13 protein-coding genes are annotated in these 15,798 nt (G+C 59.1%); 12 read left to right on the forward strand and 1 reads right to left on the reverse strand.

Going from position 1 to position 15,798, the window contains the following annotated elements; genetic code table 11:
• Positions 1 to 32: 32 nt before the first annotated feature.
• Positions 33 to 353, reverse strand: coding sequence for a hypothetical protein (locus AC5I5B_RS22645; RefSeq protein ID WP_003505663.1), 321 nt, complete (start codon positions 351 to 353; stop codon positions 33 to 35).
• A gap of 294 nt (positions 354 to 647) precedes the next feature.
• Here AC5I5B_RS22645 and AC5I5B_RS22650 point away from each other — a divergent pair, with 294 nt between their 5' ends.
• The 12 genes from AC5I5B_RS22650 to fdhF all read left to right on the forward strand — a co-directional run bounded on the left by AC5I5B_RS22650 (position 648) and on the right by fdhF (position 15,745).
• On the forward strand, positions 648 to 1,451 hold the full coding sequence (locus tag AC5I5B_RS22650) for a transporter substrate-binding domain-containing protein (RefSeq protein WP_020810902.1): 804 nt from the start codon (positions 648 to 650) through the stop codon (positions 1,449 to 1,451).
• Between the two features lie 66 nt (positions 1,452 to 1,517).
• The gene (locus AC5I5B_RS22655) at positions 1,518 to 2,222 is read left to right on the forward strand and encodes an amino acid ABC transporter permease (protein WP_003505665.1); all 705 of its coding nucleotides are present in this window, start codon (positions 1,518 to 1,520) and stop codon (positions 2,220 to 2,222) included.
• Positions 2,219 to 2,878 (forward strand): amino acid ABC transporter permease, encoded by a 660-nt coding sequence (locus AC5I5B_RS22660; protein ID WP_020009852.1) that lies wholly within the window; start codon positions 2,219 to 2,221, stop codon positions 2,876 to 2,878. The genes AC5I5B_RS22655 and AC5I5B_RS22660 overlap by 4 nt, the downstream gene beginning before the upstream one ends.
• A complete protein-coding gene (locus AC5I5B_RS22665) occupies positions 2,859 to 3,590 on the forward strand; it encodes an amino acid ABC transporter ATP-binding protein (RefSeq protein WP_003521699.1) in 732 nt (243 codons plus the stop codon). The genes AC5I5B_RS22660 and AC5I5B_RS22665 overlap by 20 nt, the downstream gene beginning before the upstream one ends.
• A gap of 23 nt (positions 3,591 to 3,613) precedes the next feature.
• Complete coding sequence (locus tag AC5I5B_RS22670; protein ID WP_080867384.1) at positions 3,614 to 4,549, forward strand: 2-hydroxyacid dehydrogenase; 936 nt, start codon at positions 3,614 to 3,616, stop codon at positions 4,547 to 4,549.
• A gap of 228 nt (positions 4,550 to 4,777) precedes the next feature.
• Positions 4,778 to 6,952, forward strand: a complete 2,175-nt coding sequence (locus AC5I5B_RS22675; RefSeq protein ID WP_111793661.1) for a putative bifunctional diguanylate cyclase/phosphodiesterase — start codon at positions 4,778 to 4,780, stop codon at positions 6,950 to 6,952.
• Between the two features lie 450 nt (positions 6,953 to 7,402).
• Positions 7,403 to 8,524, forward strand: a complete 1,122-nt coding sequence (locus tag AC5I5B_RS22680; RefSeq protein WP_112488735.1) for a porin — start codon at positions 7,403 to 7,405, stop codon at positions 8,522 to 8,524.
• Positions 8,525 to 8,845: 321 nt separating this feature from the next.
• Positions 8,846 to 9,475, forward strand: coding sequence for a flavin reductase family protein (locus AC5I5B_RS22685; protein ID WP_080867387.1), 630 nt, complete (start codon positions 8,846 to 8,848; stop codon positions 9,473 to 9,475).
• 309 nt (positions 9,476 to 9,784) lie between these two features.
• Positions 9,785 to 10,708 (forward strand): LysR family transcriptional regulator, encoded by a 924-nt coding sequence (locus AC5I5B_RS22690; RefSeq protein WP_174054841.1) that lies wholly within the window; start codon positions 9,785 to 9,787, stop codon positions 10,706 to 10,708.
• 117 nt (positions 10,709 to 10,825) lie between these two features.
• The gene (locus tag AC5I5B_RS22695) at positions 10,826 to 11,305 is read left to right on the forward strand and encodes a formate dehydrogenase subunit gamma (RefSeq protein ID WP_080867388.1); all 480 of its coding nucleotides are present in this window, start codon (positions 10,826 to 10,828) and stop codon (positions 11,303 to 11,305) included.
• Complete coding sequence (locus AC5I5B_RS22700) at positions 11,302 to 12,858, forward strand: formate dehydrogenase beta subunit (protein WP_003505674.1); 1,557 nt, start codon at positions 11,302 to 11,304, stop codon at positions 12,856 to 12,858. Before AC5I5B_RS22695 ends, AC5I5B_RS22700 begins: the two co-directional genes overlap by 4 nt.
• Before the next feature lie 4 nt (positions 12,859 to 12,862).
• Positions 12,863 to 15,745 carry a formate dehydrogenase subunit alpha gene (fdhF, locus tag AC5I5B_RS22705; protein WP_174054842.1) on the forward strand — a complete coding sequence of 961 codons (2,883 nt, stop codon included), beginning with the start codon at positions 12,863 to 12,865 and terminating at the stop codon, positions 15,743 to 15,745.
• Positions 15,746 to 15,798 lie beyond the last annotated feature (53 nt).

Consider the following 15,798-nt stretch of genomic DNA (forward strand, 5'->3'; position numbering starts at 1 on the left):
ATGATTGCAGATCGGTGCGGCGTGCACCGGATTTATGCGACGCGGCTATAGACCAGATGGTAAAAGCGGCCGTCGCACATGCTCATCATCTCATCCGTCAGCACGCGGCCTTCCAGCCGGACGGGAGAAACCAGTGCTTCCTCCACCGCCTCCATCGACGGATAGTCGATTTCCTGCACCATGATGATCGAGGCCGCATCCGGGTCGGTGCGCTCGGTGCGCATCACCCGCACGGCCTGCGCGTTCGGCATGCGCTTCCAGACCGGCAGCAGTTTCTCCTCGACGATGCGGAAAAACTCCTCCTCCCGACCGGGGTGAATCCTGCCTTCGAAAATTGCCGAGCGTGTGTACATGTTTCCTCCCGAATGAATGCCGACCGAAACAGTTCTGTAGATCGGACTTGCAATGATACCGATAACATGCATTATTGGTCCTGCCAAGAACGTGAAACGGTGTCGAGCAGAGGAAAATCGATAACCAGCCGAAATTGTTGAATTTCATAGGGAATTCATCTGGTTTTGTGCTTTCGCGGTTTCTTGGGAGGAGTTTTTAGTCAATCGCGTTAAAATGTTATCGAGAACATTTTCCGGTTTGCGCAAGGCCGCTGTTCCACTTTGGGCAGCCACTATAGGGTTGGAGGAGAAACCATGAGCATATCCAGATTTCTGAAGAACATGACCGTTGCAGTCGGTGTTGTCGCAGCTTCGCTTGCTGCCACCACGTCCGCCCATGCCGTCTCGCTCAGCGAGATCACGGCGCGTGGCAAGGTCAAGATCGGCGTTCTCACCGGTGCACCGCCGATGGGCATGGTGGACGAGAAGGGCAATCCTTCCGGTTATGACGTTGATGTCGCCAACCTGATCGGCTCTTACCTGTCGCTGCCGGTGGAACTGGTGCCGCTGACACCGCCGGCGCGTATCCCGGCACTTCAGACCGGCAAGGTCGATTTCCTTGTCGCGACGCTTGCGCCGACCGGCGAACGCGCCAAGACCGTCATGTTCACGCAGCCCTACAGCGCGTTCAACATGGACATCATCTCCGGCAAGGACCAGAAGTTCGAAAATCTCGACAGCCTCAAGGGCAAGCGCGTTTCGGTCAATCGCGGTTCCTCGCAGGAAACGGCGCTGCGCAAGGCTAATGTCGAAGGTCTCGAAATCGTTGTCTATGAGGACGATTCCACCAGCGCCCAGGCTCTGCTTGCTGGTCAGGTAGATGCCGTGGCCCTGCCGTCCACGGTTGGCGAAGCGATCATCAAGCAGCGTCCGGAAGCCGGTCTGCAGGTCGGTTTCACATTCTTCCAGCAGGGCAATTCCATGGCGACGAAGATCGAGGATTTCGAGCTGCGTCAGTGGCTGAACACCTCCATCTATCTCATGAAGATGTCGGGCGATCTCGACCGTATCTCGGTGAAGTGGACCGGCCGTCCGCTGCCGCAATTGCCAAGCTTCTGATTGAGCCTTTCAACGCGCCCGCCGGGGAACATTCCGGCGGGCCGGGAAATGTCCACGGAGTGACGCATGTCCTATACTTTTCAATTCGGCGCGCTCGCCCAATATCAGAATGAGATTCTGAACGGCATATGGCTGACGATCAAGCTGTCGGTCCTCTCCATCGTGCTGGGCTGCGCTTTCGGCATTCTTCTAGCCTCGCTGCGCTCCATCAATGGCGGCATCGTCCGTATCATCGTGGACGGTTATGTGGAGGTGATCCGCAACACGCCGTTTCTGGTGCAGCTTTTCATCGTCTATTTCGGTCTGCCCGGTCTCGGCTTTCGCGTCGGGGCGGATACGGCAGCGCTGATCGGCATGACGATCAATCTTGCGGCCTATTCTACGGAAATCATCCGCGCCGGCATCGAGGCGGTGCACAAGTCGCAGATCGAGGCGGGCGAGGCTCTGGGCTTCACAAAATACCAGATCTACCGTCACGTCATCATCGTGCCTGCCATCGCCAAGGTCTATCCCTCGCTTTGCAGCCAGTTTGTGCTGATGATGCTGGCATCGAGCATATGCTCGGCCATTTCCACCCATGAGCTTGCGGCCGCCGCAGCCTTCGTGGAATCGCAGACCTATCGCTCCTTCGAGGTCTATATCGTCGTCACGCTCATCTATCTTGCGCTGGCGCTCAGCCTGCGGCTCATCCTTGCCCTTGTCGGCATGTGGCTGTTCGGCCGCCGCGTGGCCCGCAAGACGATGACCGCCATGCCGGAGGTGCAGTCATGACTCTTCGAACTTTCGGCTGGAACGAGTTCGGCTTCCTGCTGACCGCCCTGCAATGGACCGTGCTTCTGACGATCATTGCGCTCATCGGCGGCGGCCTCGTCGGTTTCTTCGTGGCGCTGGCCCGCACCTCGAATTTCAAGGCGCTGCGCATTGCCGCCGGCACCTATATTCAGGTCATTCAGGGCATTCCGGTACTGATGATCCTGTTCCTGTCCTATTACGGCCTCAGCCTTGCCGGACTGGAACTGCCGCCATTGATCGCCGCCGGTGCATCGATGACGATCTATACGTCAGGTTATCTCGCCGAAATCTGGCGCGGCTGCATCCAGGCGGTGCCGAAGCAGCAGTGGGAAGCATCGGAATCGTTGGCGCTTACCCGCGCCCAGCAATATCGCTACGTCATCCTGCCGCAGGCGATCCGCATTTCCCTGCCGCCGACCGTCGGTTTTGCCGTTCAGGTCGTCAAGAATACGTCCATCGCATCGATCATCGGTTTCGTCGAACTGGCGAGAGCGGGGCAGCTCATCAACAATGCCACGTTCCAGCCGTTCCGCGTCTTCGTCGCGGTGGCCGTGCTTTATTTCATCGTCTGCTACCCGTTGTCCCAGCTGTCGCGTTGGCTGGAAAGGAGGCTTCATGCCGGAAGTAATCGTTGAAAACGTTCATAAGAGCTTTGGCGCTCTGGAAGTCCTGAAAGGCGTGTCGCTGACGGTCGGCCGTGGTGAAGTCTTCGCCCTCATCGGCCGCTCCGGCTCGGGCAAGAGCACGCTGCTGCGCTGCATGAACGGGCTGGAGAAGATCAATTCCGGTCGTATTGAAATTGCAGGTCATGCTATCGGAGAAGATGCCAAGGCGCTGCGCAAGCTGCGCACCGATGTCGGCATCGTGTTCCAGAGCTACAATCTCTTTCCGCATCTGACCGTCGGCGAAAACATCATGCTGGCCCCTCGCATCGTCAAGGATGTGGCGAAATCCGAAACGAAGGATATTGCCCGCGAGGTCCTGCAGCTCGTCGGCCTTTCGGAGAAATTCGATTCCTATCCCGACCAGCTTTCCGGCGGCCAGCAGCAGCGTGTGGCGATTGCCCGCTCGCTCGCCATGCGGCCGAAGGTGATGCTGTTCGACGAGGTGACCTCTGCGCTCGACCCTGAATTGACCGAGGAAGTGCTGACCGTGATGGAAAACCTCGCGAAAGACGGCATGACGATGATCCTCGTCACCCATGAAATGGCCTTTGCGCGCCGCGTGGCGACCGAGACCATCTTCATGCACAAGGGCAAGATCTGGGAGCAGGGCCGTTCGTCCGAACTCTTCGCCAACCCGCAAACGCCGGAACTCCGGCAATTCGTCAAGGCCGATGTGAAGTAGTTCACCGGCGCAAAGGAAACTCCATGACCACTGAAATCGTGCAACTGTGCCCGCTCATCCCGGCACTGGAAGGCGAACTCGCCGAGCGCTTCACCGTGCATCGCCTGTTCGAAGCCGCAGACAAGGCGGCGTTCCTTGCTGAAAAGGGCGGCGCGATCCGCGGCGTCGTCACCGGCGGCCATATCGGCCTGCCGGCGGATATTGGTGCGGCGCTTCCCAATCTTGAAATCGTCGCCATCAACGGCGTCGGTTTCGACAAGGTCGATCTGACTGACGCGAAACGGCGCGGCTTCCGCGTCTCCAATACACCTGACGTGCTGACGGCCGATGTCGCCGACCTCGCGCTTGGCCTCATTCTGGCGCAGGCGCGCAAGCTGCCGCAGGCGGATCAGCATGTGCGCACCGGCCAATGGCTGAAGGGCGATATGGGACTTTCCACCCGTGTGGCCGGCCGCCGTTACGGCATTTTCGGCCTCGGCCGCATCGGCCAGGCGATCGCAAAGCGGCTTGAGGGTTTTGATGCGCGCATTTCCTACACCGCGAGAAGCCGTCGCGATGTCGCCTATGATTATCATGACAGCATCGAAGCGCTGGCTGCCAATTGCGACGTGCTGATCATCGCCGCCGCCGCCACCGCCGAAACGCGCCATATCGTCAATGCGGATGTGCTGAAGGCGCTTGGACCGCAGGGTGTGCTCGTCAATGTGGCGCGCGGTTCGCTCGTGGATGAGAAGGCGCTGGTCGAAGCGCTTTCGAACGGCGCGATCGGTGGCGCGGCGCTGGATGTCTTCGAGGATGAGCCGCGGGTGCCGGAAGCGCTTTTCGCCTTCGATAACGTCACACTCGCCCCGCATGTCGGCAGCGGCACGCACCAGACGCGGCGCGCCATGGCCGATCTTGTTCTCGCCAATCTCGATGCGCATTTTGCCGGCAAAGAGCTGCCGACGCCGGTGGTGTGACGGACAACGAATTGCCCCCTATAGCCTGACGGCGCAGCTTCTGCTGCGCCGTTTCCATTCAGGCAGGCGCTGCTTTATGGAGCCAGTTGCAAAGGGCGGGTTTCCCGGCAATCTCCTCCCGCCGTTCATATTTATATAACACGTATAATCTTACTATTCTGCTTCCTTGCAAAGTAATGAGGCGAAGAGGTGCGTTCCAAAGGCCCGAAGACAGCCGAGCAGAACCGGATGTCGCGAAAAAAGCGCGGTGTCACACCATCTGCCACTCCTGCCATGAGCGAGAATGCCAATCCCTCCGACCGGCACGCGCTTCTGGAAGCGATGATCGACCACGTACCGGATTTTATCTATGCCAAGGATCTGGAAGGACGCTTCCTTTTCGCCAATCGGGCCATCGTCACCGAAAATGGCTTTGACACGGTCGAGCAACTGATCGGGCTCACCGATTACGATATTAACGGTGAAGCGGCGCGGCGTGCCGGCATTCCCGATACCGAGGCGCGGGTCATGCGCACCGGCGAACCGGATCTCGGTTACGAAGAACGCGCCATGCGTGGCGATATCGACCGCTGGCTCATGATGTCGCGCGTGCCGCTGAAGGACGAGGCCGGCAACATCATCGGCGTGGTCGGCGCCTCGCGGGATATAACCCAGAAAAAGGCTTCGGAAAGACTGCTTCAGGCGCAGGCGCATATTCTTGAGATGATTGTCGCCGCCGCGCGTATCGAGGATTTTCTCGAAGAATTCGTCAAGGCTATCGAAAATCTCGCAACCGGACTGGTCTGCGCCGTGCGGGTGTTCGATGCGGCAGCTGGGGAGCCTTCCGTTTATGCCTCGCCCGCACTTGCGCAGGAGGAGGGGCTGGCCGCTCTTGTTTCCAGCGTCAGTGATCCTGAGTGCCTCACCCATCCGGCAGAACACATCGCCTTCAGTTTCGATATTCCCGCCAGCGAAGGCAAGGCGCATGGTTTCGTCTGGTGCATGCTGGCCAGCCGCAAGCCGGAGGCGGCGCTGCTGGAGTTTATCGGCGCTGCGGCGCGTATGGCGGGCCTGGCGATCGACCGAAAAAGGGCGGCGGAACATATCGCCTTTCTGGCTGATCACGACATGCTGACCCGGCTGCCAAACCGTCGTTTCCTCGATACGAGATTGCCTGAAATTTTGGCGGCGGCGGCAAAGACGCACCGACGGGTCGGCATCGGCTTTCTCGATCTCGACAATTTCAAGCAGATCAACGATACGCTCGGCCACAGCATCGGCGATACGCTTTTGTCGAAAACCGCCGAGCGGATTGCGAAAAGCCTCCGGAAAAACGATCTCGTTCTCCGGGTAGGCGGGGATGAGTTCGTCATCATTCTTGAAGAAGGCAGGAACGATGTCGAAGCCCGGCTGCAGCGCATCCGTGCCGCGGTCTCGCAGCCATTGCGCATTGGTAATTACGATATCAAGGTCACATGCAGCATCGGTATGGCCTTTTTCCCGGAGCATGGGGAAACCACGGCGGAAATCGTCGCGGCCGCCGATCTTGCCATGTATGAAGCCAAACATAACGGGCGCGACAGCATTGCCACCTTCACCCCCAATATGGCGGATGATCTGAGGAAGAAGTTCACCCGCATCGAGGAATTGCGCAAGGCCGTGAAGAGAGACGAGTTCGTGCTGCACTTCCAGCCGCAGGTCGATCTTGTCAGTGGCGCAATCAGCGGCGTGGAGGCGCTGGTGCGCTGGCAGCACCCCACGGAAGGTTTGCTTGGCCCTGCGGAGTTCATCGGGCTTGCGGAAGAAACCGGGCTGATCGTGGAACTCGGAGAAAGCATTCTCAGGAAGGCCTGTCGTCAGGCGCAGGCATGGGCGGCCGCCGGCCTCTTGCCGGTCAAGATGGCGGTCAATATCTCGCCGCGGCAGTTTCAGGGCGGGCTGGTGCAGCAGATCAGGTCGGTGCTGAAGGAAACCGGCCTTGCGCCATCGCTCCTGGAAATCGAAATCACCGAGACGCTTATCATTCAGGATGTCGAAACATCGGTCCGGATCATGCGGGCCATCAAACAGATGGGCGTCAGCCTGGCGTTGGATGATTTCGGGATCGGTTATTCCTGTCTTGGCATGCTGAAGACCTTTCCGCTGTCCTGCATGAAGATAGACCGCTCGTTTCTCACCCACCTGCCGGAAAAGACCAAGGACAGCGCCATCGTCTCGATCATGATCCAGCTTGCCGGGTCTCTGGGCATTGATGTCATTGCCGAAGGTGTGGAAGCCGGCGAACAGGCGACATTTCTGCGTGAGGCCGGTTGCCCCTATGGCCAGGGTTATTATTTCAGCCGGCCGGTGCCCGCAGAGGTGATCGAAGACATGCTGGCTAAGAAGACGATATTCCCCACCGGCTTGCCCGAAGACAGCAAATAGGCTGGCCCGGCGGCGATTGTTTCAGATCGGCCAGACTTGGCTTTCCGGGCGGGCAGACGCCTTGCCGCCTTCGTCGCCTCCTGTTCCCCAACGAAAACCACTTCGTTTCCTCATGCCCGCGCGTGCTGACACCTCCCGATCTCGGGCGTGACGGGCATTCATTGTTTTACTGCTTTATATTTTAGAAATTTATGACGGTATTTATAAGTAATAAATTTGATTGTTGCGAAATAATATTCAGATATATTATAATTTAAACTGTTAATTTGTTGTAATTTTACTACGTAATTGAATTGCGTACTTTATCTGTATTTGCATTCTGTCGATTTGAATTGCGAGTCTGCGGCAATATCTGTCATTTGCTGAGTCAGCGCAGGGAAGCGGGCGGCAGGGAAAGACCAGCCCTCAAATTTGCGCATTTGTTGAAAAATTTTTGACTGGAGATTACAAATGAACATCAAGAGCCTTCTGATCGGCTCCGCTGCCGCTCTCGCAGCAGTATCCGGCGCACAGGCCGCTGACGCTATCGTCGCTGCCGAGCCCGAGCCTATGGAATATGTTCGCGTTTGCGACGCTTTCGGTACCGGCTTCTTCTACATCCCCGGCACCGAAACCTGCCTGAAGTTCCAGGGCTATGTCCGCTTCCAGGTCGACTTTAATGGGACCGGCGACTCGAACGGTGCAACCTCTACGGCCAATGGCGGCCGCTCTGACTGGGATGCCTTCACACGCGCTCAGTTCGAAGTTGACACTCGTACTGACACCGAACTCGGCGCTCTGCGTGGCTTCATCGGCTTCCGTGGCGACGCAGACAATGCTGCGGGTTCTGCTAGCTCGGTTTCTGTTCACCAAGCATTTATTGAGCTCGGTGGTCTGAAGGTTGGTCAATTCCTGAACTGGTGGGATGATGGCCTCAATGGTGAGGTTGACAACCTCAGCTCCAATCGTACGCGTCTCAATGCTGTGCGTTACACTTACGATGCGGGTTCGTTCTATGCCGGTGTAGCGGTTGAAGAACTTGAAAATGTCGTCGCTGGCGCAGGCCCCAACAACTTTGGTGTGACGCAGCGCAACTGGACGCAGCTTAACGGAAACGCCAACTCTAACAACGTCGGCGTGAGTGCGATTGTTGGTGGTAAGTTCGGTGCCGTCAAAGCGAACCTGCTTGGCGGTTATGACACGAATGCCGAGAACGGTGCGATCCGTGCCATCCTGTTTGCTGACGTTGGTCCCGGAACCTTCGGTCTCTCCGGTGTTTGGGCTTCTGGTGCAAACGCATATTACGAAGAGTCCGAATGGACGGTTGCGGCTGAATACGCCATCAAGGCGAGCGACAAGCTGACCATCACCCCCGGTGTACAATACGCACGCGGTCTCGACATCGGCACGAACGGCGACTTTATCGGTGAGCGCGACGCATGGCGCGCCGGTGTAGCTGCCAGCTACAAGATCACTTCCGGTCTGTCCACGCTCGTCTCGGCTACCTATCAGGACGTAGACGGCCGTGAGGGTATCGATAGCGGTGCCGGCGACAGCTGGACCGGTTTCGTTCGCTTGCAGCGCGCGTTCTAATAGTCGGTATAAAAAACATAGCAGGGTTAGATAACTCAGATCCACCCCGTCTCCGGACGGGTGAGTGACTAGCTCCAGTCAAAGTTCCTGACATGATGTCAGGTTTGCTCCCCGGACCCTCCAGGCCGGGGAGTTTTTGCGCTGGTAGTTGATGCGTAGACGGTGGACCCGTCCACGGAGTTGGAGAATGACTATGGGCTCGCTGCTCGGTTCCTGGCTCCCCAAAACCTGACAGCAAAAATGGGCTATCTCGCGATGAGGGTGATTGAGAAATTGTCCGCAATATGAAATATTATTGTATACAATAAATCAGGTGCTCCCATGGAATTCGATTTTACCGCGCTTGAACCGCAGAGCCGTTACCGTTTGCTGACCAATTTTATCGGCCCGCGGCCGATAGCGCTTGTCACGACGCGTTCGGCCGCAGGCCACAACAATGCCGCGCCGATGAGTTTCTTCAACGTTTTCTCCCATGATCCGCCGATCGTTATTCTCGGTATCCAGCCGCGTGAGACGGGCGAGGAGAAGGATACGATGGCCAATATTCGCCGCACGGGTGAGTTTGTCATCAACATGGTCGATATGGCGCTGTCCGAACAAATGCTTGTTTGCGGCCTCGGCTTCGACAGCGAGGTTGATGAACTTTCGATTGCGGGACTGACGGCCACACCCTGCAGCAAGATCGATGCAAGCTTTGCGGCGGAGTCGCCCTGCGCCTTCGAGTGTCGTGTGGAACGTTTGATCGATTATCCGCGCCGTACCCTGGTATTGGGCGAAGTCGTGCACATGCATGTCCACAAGGATTGCCTCGATGCGGAGGGGCGTTATGTCGATCCGGACCGATATCAGCCGATCGCGCGCCTCCACGCCGATAATTATATCAGTTCGGATCGCCAGTTCGTCCTCAAGGCGCCCGCGATCACCGACTTCATCAATCCAGATGGCAAGTGAAGGTTCTGGCGGCTGAGGCGTCAGATGTTCCCTGCCTGCTGTCGGAAACTCGCACGATTGAGAGGGCAGGGTGCCGACCCCGTCGTCCGGGACGCGGTTTCCATCGTTGAGTCCAGCTCGCTGGATGGTGGATTACCGCAGTTCAAAGCAGATTGACGCTATGGCTGTCCCCGCTTGAGGGAATTCAGTCTTGCAGTCTGCGCACAGTTTGCAGGAAAATACCCGCATCCATTTGCGGGCTTCCCCGCCTCGCTTTAGTGTTCTTCTGCTCGCACCATCCGCATGGTCGCGAGTCACGCGGGAGGACGCATGATCGACAAGCTGGAATTTTTCATTGCATTGGCGCGAGCAGAGCATTTCGGCCGTGCCGCGGAGGAGTGCGGCGTTTCCCAACCCAGTCTCTCGGCTGCGATCCGGCAGCTGGAGGACCAGCTGGGTGTCGTTCTGGTGGTGCGCGCGGCGCGTTATCAGGGGCTGACACCGGAGGGCCAGCGTGTCCTTGAATGGGCGCGCCGCATCGTTGGCGATACGCGCACCATGCGTGAGGAAATGCGTGCAGCCCGCAAGGGTCTGGCCGGCCACATCCGGCTTGCCGTCATTCCGACGGCGCTTGCGATGGTGCCGCGATTGACGGAGTCCTTCCAGGCGCGTCATCCTGATGTGACCTTTTCAGTCACGTCGCGCACCTCGCTTCAGGTGTTGAGCCAGATCGAAAACCTCGAGATCGATGCGGGAATCAGCTATCTCGACAACGAACCACTTGGCCGAGTGACCACGGTGCCGCTTTATTCGGAGCGATATCACCTCATCACGGCAGGCGGAACGCCGCTCGCCGATCAGGAAAGCGTTACCTGGACGCAGGTTTCCGGTCTTAGGCTATGCCTATTGACTTCGGATATGCAGAACCGTCGCATCATCAACAAGCATATGGCCGAGGCAGGCGTGGAGGCAAAGCCGACGCTCGAATCCAACTCCATGATCGTACTGTTTTCTCATATACGAACCGGACAATGGGCTTCAATAATGCCGCGTAACCTTGCGGAATCATTTGGTTTCCCGAAACAGATAAAAATCATTCCGATCACCGAACCGGACGCGGAGCATCTCGTGGGGCTAATTGCTACACACCGCGAACCACACACGCCGCTTGTTTCCGCGCTGCTTCACGAGGCCCGTCAGCGGGCTGCAGAAAAGGCGTTTGATAGGAATTTCCTATCAACTGACGGAAACTGATTATTGACCTGATCCCGCCGATCTCGACATTCTTCCAAACGATGCAGGGGCTGCGAAGGGATTTCACTATATCCCGCTCATCATTCCTTGCCCCCGTCGGTTTGGGAGGACTGGCTTATGAATATCAGAGCGGTTGCCGCAGATGAGGCGGCCCGTGTTTCCGCCGTCATTGACGAACATCTCCACCTGGAGGGGTCGCTGCTGCCCATTCTGCACGCGGTGCAGGAAGAATTCGGCTACATCCCCGAAAGCGCCAAACAGATCATCGCATCCGCGCTGAACATCTCACGCGCGGAAGTCCATGGCGTCATAACCTTCTATCCCGATTTTCGCGATCATCCTTCCGGCCGACATGTCTTAAAGCTCTGTCGCGCCGAGGCCTGCCAGTCGATGGGTGGCGAGCCTCTTGCGGACACCATCAAGACCCGGCTCGGCCTTGACTGGCACGAAACCGCCGCTGACGGATCCGTCACGCTGGAACCGGTCTTCTGCCTCGGGCTCTGTGCGCAGGCGCCCGCCCTGATGCTGGACGGCGAAGTCCATGCCCGCCTTGACGAGGACTGTCTTGGCGACATTCTGACGGAGGCGCGTCGATGAGTGTCACCGTTTTTATTCCCGGCGATTCCGCCGCGCTGGCCGTCGGCGCAAACCGCGTGGCCGAAGCGATCAGCCGCGAGGCCACCAGCCGCAATCTCGATGTGCATATTGTCCGCAACGGTTCGCGCGGCATGCTCTGGCTTGAGGTGCTGGTGGAAGTGCGCACCGAGCATGGCCGTATTGCCTACGGGCCGGTCAAAGCGAGCGACGTTGCTTCGCTCTTCGATGCAGGGTTTCTCACCGGCGGCGAGCATCGGCTCTGTCTCGGGCCAACCAAGGATATCCCATTCCTGAAAAGCCAGACGCGTCTCACATTTGCGCGTTGTGGCGTCACCGATCCGCTGTCGCTTGAGGATTATCGCGCCTATCAGGGCATGAAAGGCCTTGAAAAAGCCGTCGCCATGGCGCCGCTGGACATTGTTACCCAGGTGACTGAAAGCGGCCTGCGCGGACGTGGCGGCGCGGGTTTCCCGACGGGTATCAAATGGAAGACCGTTGCGGATGCGGTCGCCGACCAGAAATACATCGTCTGCAATGCGGACGAGGGCGATAGCGGCACCTTCGCCGACCGTATGATCATGGAAGGCGATCCCTTCGTGCTGATCGAAGGCATGGCGATTGCCGGCCTTGCCGTCGGCGCGACGAAGGGCTTCATCTATACGCGTTCGGAATATCCTTACGCTATCAAGGTCATGGAGCAGGCGATCGAGATCGCCCGGCGCGAAGGCATTCTTGGCCCGTCCGTGCTCGGCTCCGGCCGCGCCTTCGATATGGAAGTACGCATGGGCGCGGGCGCTTATGTCTGCGGCGAGGAAACCTCGCTTCTGAACAGTCTTGAAGGCAAACGCGGCACGGTGCGCGCCAAGCCGCCGCTGCCTGCCCTGCAGGGCCTGTTCGGCAAGCCCACCGTCGTCAACAATGTGATTTCGCTCGCCTCCATTCCGGTCATCATGGATCGCGGCGCGGCGTTTTATCGCGATTTTGGCGTCGGCCGTTCGCATGGCACCATCCCGATCCAGCTTGCCGGAAACATCAAACATGGCGGGCTTTACGAGACCGCCTTCGGCCTGCCGCTCGGACGGCTCGTCAATGATATCGGCGGCGGCACGATCACCGGCCGCCCCGTCAAGGCGGTGCAGGTGGGTGGTCCGCTCGGGGCCTATTTCCCGGTTTCCTTATTCGACACGACCTTCGACTACGAGGCCTTTACCGCTGCCGGTGGCCTGATCGGCCATGCGGGTATCGTGGTTTTCGATGACACGGCCGACATGCTCCATCAGGCGCGGTTTGCGCTTGAGTTCTGTGCCGTCGAAAGCTGCGGCAAGTGCACGCCCTGCCGCATCGGCTCGACGCGCGGCGTCGAGACGGTGGACAAGATCGCGCTCGGCATCGAGCGGGAGAAAAACACCGCACTCCTCGAAGACCTCTGCGAAACCATGAAATTCGGTTCGCTCTGCGCGCTCGGCGGCTTCACGCCCTATCCCGTGATGAGCGCGCTCCGGCATTTCCCTGCTGATTTTGCCCCCATCCCACGTGTTGAAGCGGCGGAGTAAGACCATGGCCCTTGTGACAGAATTCGACTATGGAACCCCCAAATCCCTCGCGACTGACATGGTGACGCTCACCATCGACGGACGTCAGGTAACAGTCCCGGCCGGAACGTCGATCATGCGCGCCTCGCGCGAAGCGGGCATCGATGTTCCCAAGCTCTGCGCCACCGATATGGTGGATGCCTTCGGCTCCTGCCGCCTCTGTCTTATCGAGGTGGAGGGCCGCAACGGCACCCCCGCCTCCTGCACCACGCCGGTCGCTGCCGGTCTCGTCGTGCACACGCAGACGGAGCGGCTGAAGCAGATCCGCAAGGGCGTGATGGAGCTTTATATCTCCGATCATCCGCTGGACTGTCTGACCTGCGCCGCCAATGGCGATTGCGAACTGCAGGATATGGCGGGTGCCGTTGGCCTGCGCGATGTGCGTTACGGTTATGAAGGCGACAACCACGTCAAGGCCCGCGGCGGTGATGGTGATCTCAATGCCCGCTGGATGCCGAAGGACGAAAGCAATCCCTATTTCACCTATGATCCTTCCAAATGCATCGTCTGTTCCCGCTGCGTGCGCGCCTGTGAGGAAGTGCAGGGCACCTTCGCGCTGACGATCGAAGGGCGTGGTTTTGAAAGCCGGGTCTCGCCCGGCGCGCATGAGGCGTTCCTCGACTCTGACTGCGTGTCCTGCGGCGCCTGCGTGCAGGCCTGTCCGACGGCGACGCTCACCGAAAAATCGGTGATCGCGATTGGCCAGCCGGAACATTCGATGGTCACGACCTGCGCCTATTGCGGTGTGGGCTGCTCCTTCAAGGCGGAAATGCGCGGTGAAGAGCTGGTGCGCATGGTGCCGTGGAAGGACGGGCAGGCAAATCGCGGCCATTCCTGCGTCAAGGGCCGCTTTGCCTATGGTTATGCCGCCCACCGGGACCGCATTCTCAACCCGATGATCCGTGAAAAGATCAGTGATCCATGGCGGGAAGTCACGTGGGAGGAGGCCTTCTCTCACGTTGCCTCGGAGTTCCGGCGTATCCAGGGGCAATATGGCCGGGAATCCATAGGCGGCATTACCTCGTCCCGCTGCACGAATGAAGAAACCTTCCTCGTCCAGAAACTCATCCGCGCCGGCTTTGGTAACAACAACGTCGATACCTGCGCCCGCGTCTGCCATTCGCCGACGGGTTATGGTCTCGGTCAGGCTTTCGGCACCTCCGCCGGCACGCAGAATTTCGACAGCGTCGAGCAGTCCGATGTCGTGCTTGTCATCGGCGCCAATCCGACGGATGGCCACCCTGTTTTCGGCTCGCGGCTGAAGAAGCGGCTGCGTCAGGGCGCAAAACTCATCGTCATCGATCCGCGCCGCATCGATCTCGTGCGTACGCCGCATGTAGAGGCCGCTTTCCATCTGCCGTTGCTTCCGGGAACCAATGTTGCCGTGCTGACGGCACTGGCGCATGTGATCGTCACGGAAGGGCTGTTCAACGAGGCCTTCATCCGCGAGCGCTGCGACTGGTCGGAATTCGAGGACTGGGCGGCTTTCGTGGCCGAGCCACAGCACAGCCCGGAAGAGACGGAACGTTTCACGGGCGTTCCGGCGGAAGATCTGCGTGGTGCTGCCCGGCTTTATGCCAAGGGCGGCAATGGCGCGATTTATTATGGTCTAGGTGTCACCGAACACAGCCAGGGTTCGACCACCGTCATGGCGATCGCCAATCTGGCCATGGCGACCGGCAACATTGGTCGTCCGGGCGTGGGCGTCAATCCGCTGCGCGGCCAGAACAATGTGCAGGGCTCCTGCGACATGGGGTCTTTCCCGCACGAGCTTCCGGGCTACCGGCATATTTCAGACGATGCGACGCGCGACGTCTTCGAGAAACTCTGGGGTGTGAAACTCAACAACGAGCCGGGGCTGCGTATCCCCAATATGCTCGATGCGGCAGTGGATGGCAGCTTCAAGGGCATCTACATTCAGGGCGAGGACATTCTGCAATCCGACCCGGATACGAAACATGTGTCCGCCGGTCTCGCCGCCATGGAATGTGTCGTGGTGCACGATCTCTTCCTGAACGAGACGGCGAATTATGCCCATGTCTTCCTGCCGGGTTCCACCTTCCTTGAAAAGGACGGCACCTTCACCAATGCCGAGCGCCGCATCAACCGCGTGCGCAAGGTCATGTCGCCGAAGAACGGTTATGCCGACTGGGAAGTGACGCAGAAGCTGGCGCAGGCCATGGGTCTTGCGTGGAATTACGCCCATCCGTCCGAGATCATGGATGAGATCGCCGCGACGACGCCGAGCTTCGCCAGTGTTTCCTACGCCTATCTGGAAGAAAAGGGCTCGGTGCAGTGGCCCTGCAACGAGAAGTTCCCTGAGGGTTCGCCGATCATGCATGTGGACGGTTTCGTGCGCGGCAAGGGCAAATTCATCCGCACGGAATACGTGGCGACGGACGAACGCACGGGGCCGCGTTTCCCGCTGCTCCTCACCACCGGCCGCATCCTGTCGCAATACAATGTCGGGGCGCAGACACGGCGCACGGAAAACGTCGTCTGGCACGAGGAGGATCGTCTCGAAATCCATCCGCATGATGCTGAACAGCGCGGCGTGAAGGATGGCGACTGGATCAAGCTCGGCAGCCGGTCTGGAGACACGACGCTGAGAGCGCTGATCACCGACCGTGTGGCGCCGGGTGTGGTCTATACGACCTTCCACCATCCCGGCACGCAGGCAAATGTCATCACCACCGACTTCTCCGACTGGGCCACCAACTGTCCCGAATACAAGGTGACCGCCGTGCAGGTCTCGCCCTCCAACGGGCCGACCGAGTGGCAGGAGGAATATGATGCGCTTGGCCGCCGTGCACGGCGCATCGCCGGCAAGCTCGAAGCGGCGGAATAAGGAGGGGCCGGGTGAGCCCGGCCTTGTCACACACAGAGGCGTCGGCTGATGGT

It is taken from the genome of Agrobacterium sp., assembly GCF_059499945.1.

What these genes read in the sequence shown, in the direction of transcription:
- AC5I5B_RS22685 (WP_080867387.1), top strand. Translation starts at nt 8,846, where the DNA reads ATGGAATTCGATTTTACCGCGCTTGAACCGCAGAGCCGTTACCGTTTG.
- AC5I5B_RS22695 (WP_080867388.1), top strand. Translation starts at nt 10,826, where the DNA reads ATGAATATCAGAGCGGTTGCCGCAGATGAGGCGGCCCGTGTTTCCGCC.
- AC5I5B_RS22675 (WP_111793661.1), top strand. Translation starts at nt 4,778, where the DNA reads ATGTCGCGAAAAAAGCGCGGTGTCACACCATCTGCCACTCCTGCCATG.
- AC5I5B_RS22650 (WP_020810902.1), top strand. Translation starts at nt 648, where the DNA reads ATGAGCATATCCAGATTTCTGAAGAACATGACCGTTGCAGTCGGTGTT.
- AC5I5B_RS22655 (WP_003505665.1), top strand. Translation starts at nt 1,518, where the DNA reads ATGTCCTATACTTTTCAATTCGGCGCGCTCGCCCAATATCAGAATGAG.
- fdhF (WP_174054842.1), top strand. Translation starts at nt 12,863, where the DNA reads ATGGCCCTTGTGACAGAATTCGACTATGGAACCCCCAAATCCCTCGCG.
- AC5I5B_RS22645 (WP_003505663.1), bottom strand. Translation starts at nt 353, where the DNA reads ATGTACACACGCTCGGCAATTTTCGAAGGCAGGATTCACCCCGGTCGG.
- AC5I5B_RS22680 (WP_112488735.1), top strand. Translation starts at nt 7,403, where the DNA reads ATGAACATCAAGAGCCTTCTGATCGGCTCCGCTGCCGCTCTCGCAGCA.
- AC5I5B_RS22660 (WP_020009852.1), top strand. Translation starts at nt 2,219, where the DNA reads ATGACTCTTCGAACTTTCGGCTGGAACGAGTTCGGCTTCCTGCTGACC.
- AC5I5B_RS22690 (WP_174054841.1), top strand. Translation starts at nt 9,785, where the DNA reads ATGATCGACAAGCTGGAATTTTTCATTGCATTGGCGCGAGCAGAGCAT.
- AC5I5B_RS22670 (WP_080867384.1), top strand. Translation starts at nt 3,614, where the DNA reads ATGACCACTGAAATCGTGCAACTGTGCCCGCTCATCCCGGCACTGGAA.
- AC5I5B_RS22700 (WP_003505674.1), top strand. Translation starts at nt 11,302, where the DNA reads ATGAGTGTCACCGTTTTTATTCCCGGCGATTCCGCCGCGCTGGCCGTC.
- AC5I5B_RS22665 (WP_003521699.1), top strand. Translation starts at nt 2,859, where the DNA reads ATGCCGGAAGTAATCGTTGAAAACGTTCATAAGAGCTTTGGCGCTCTG.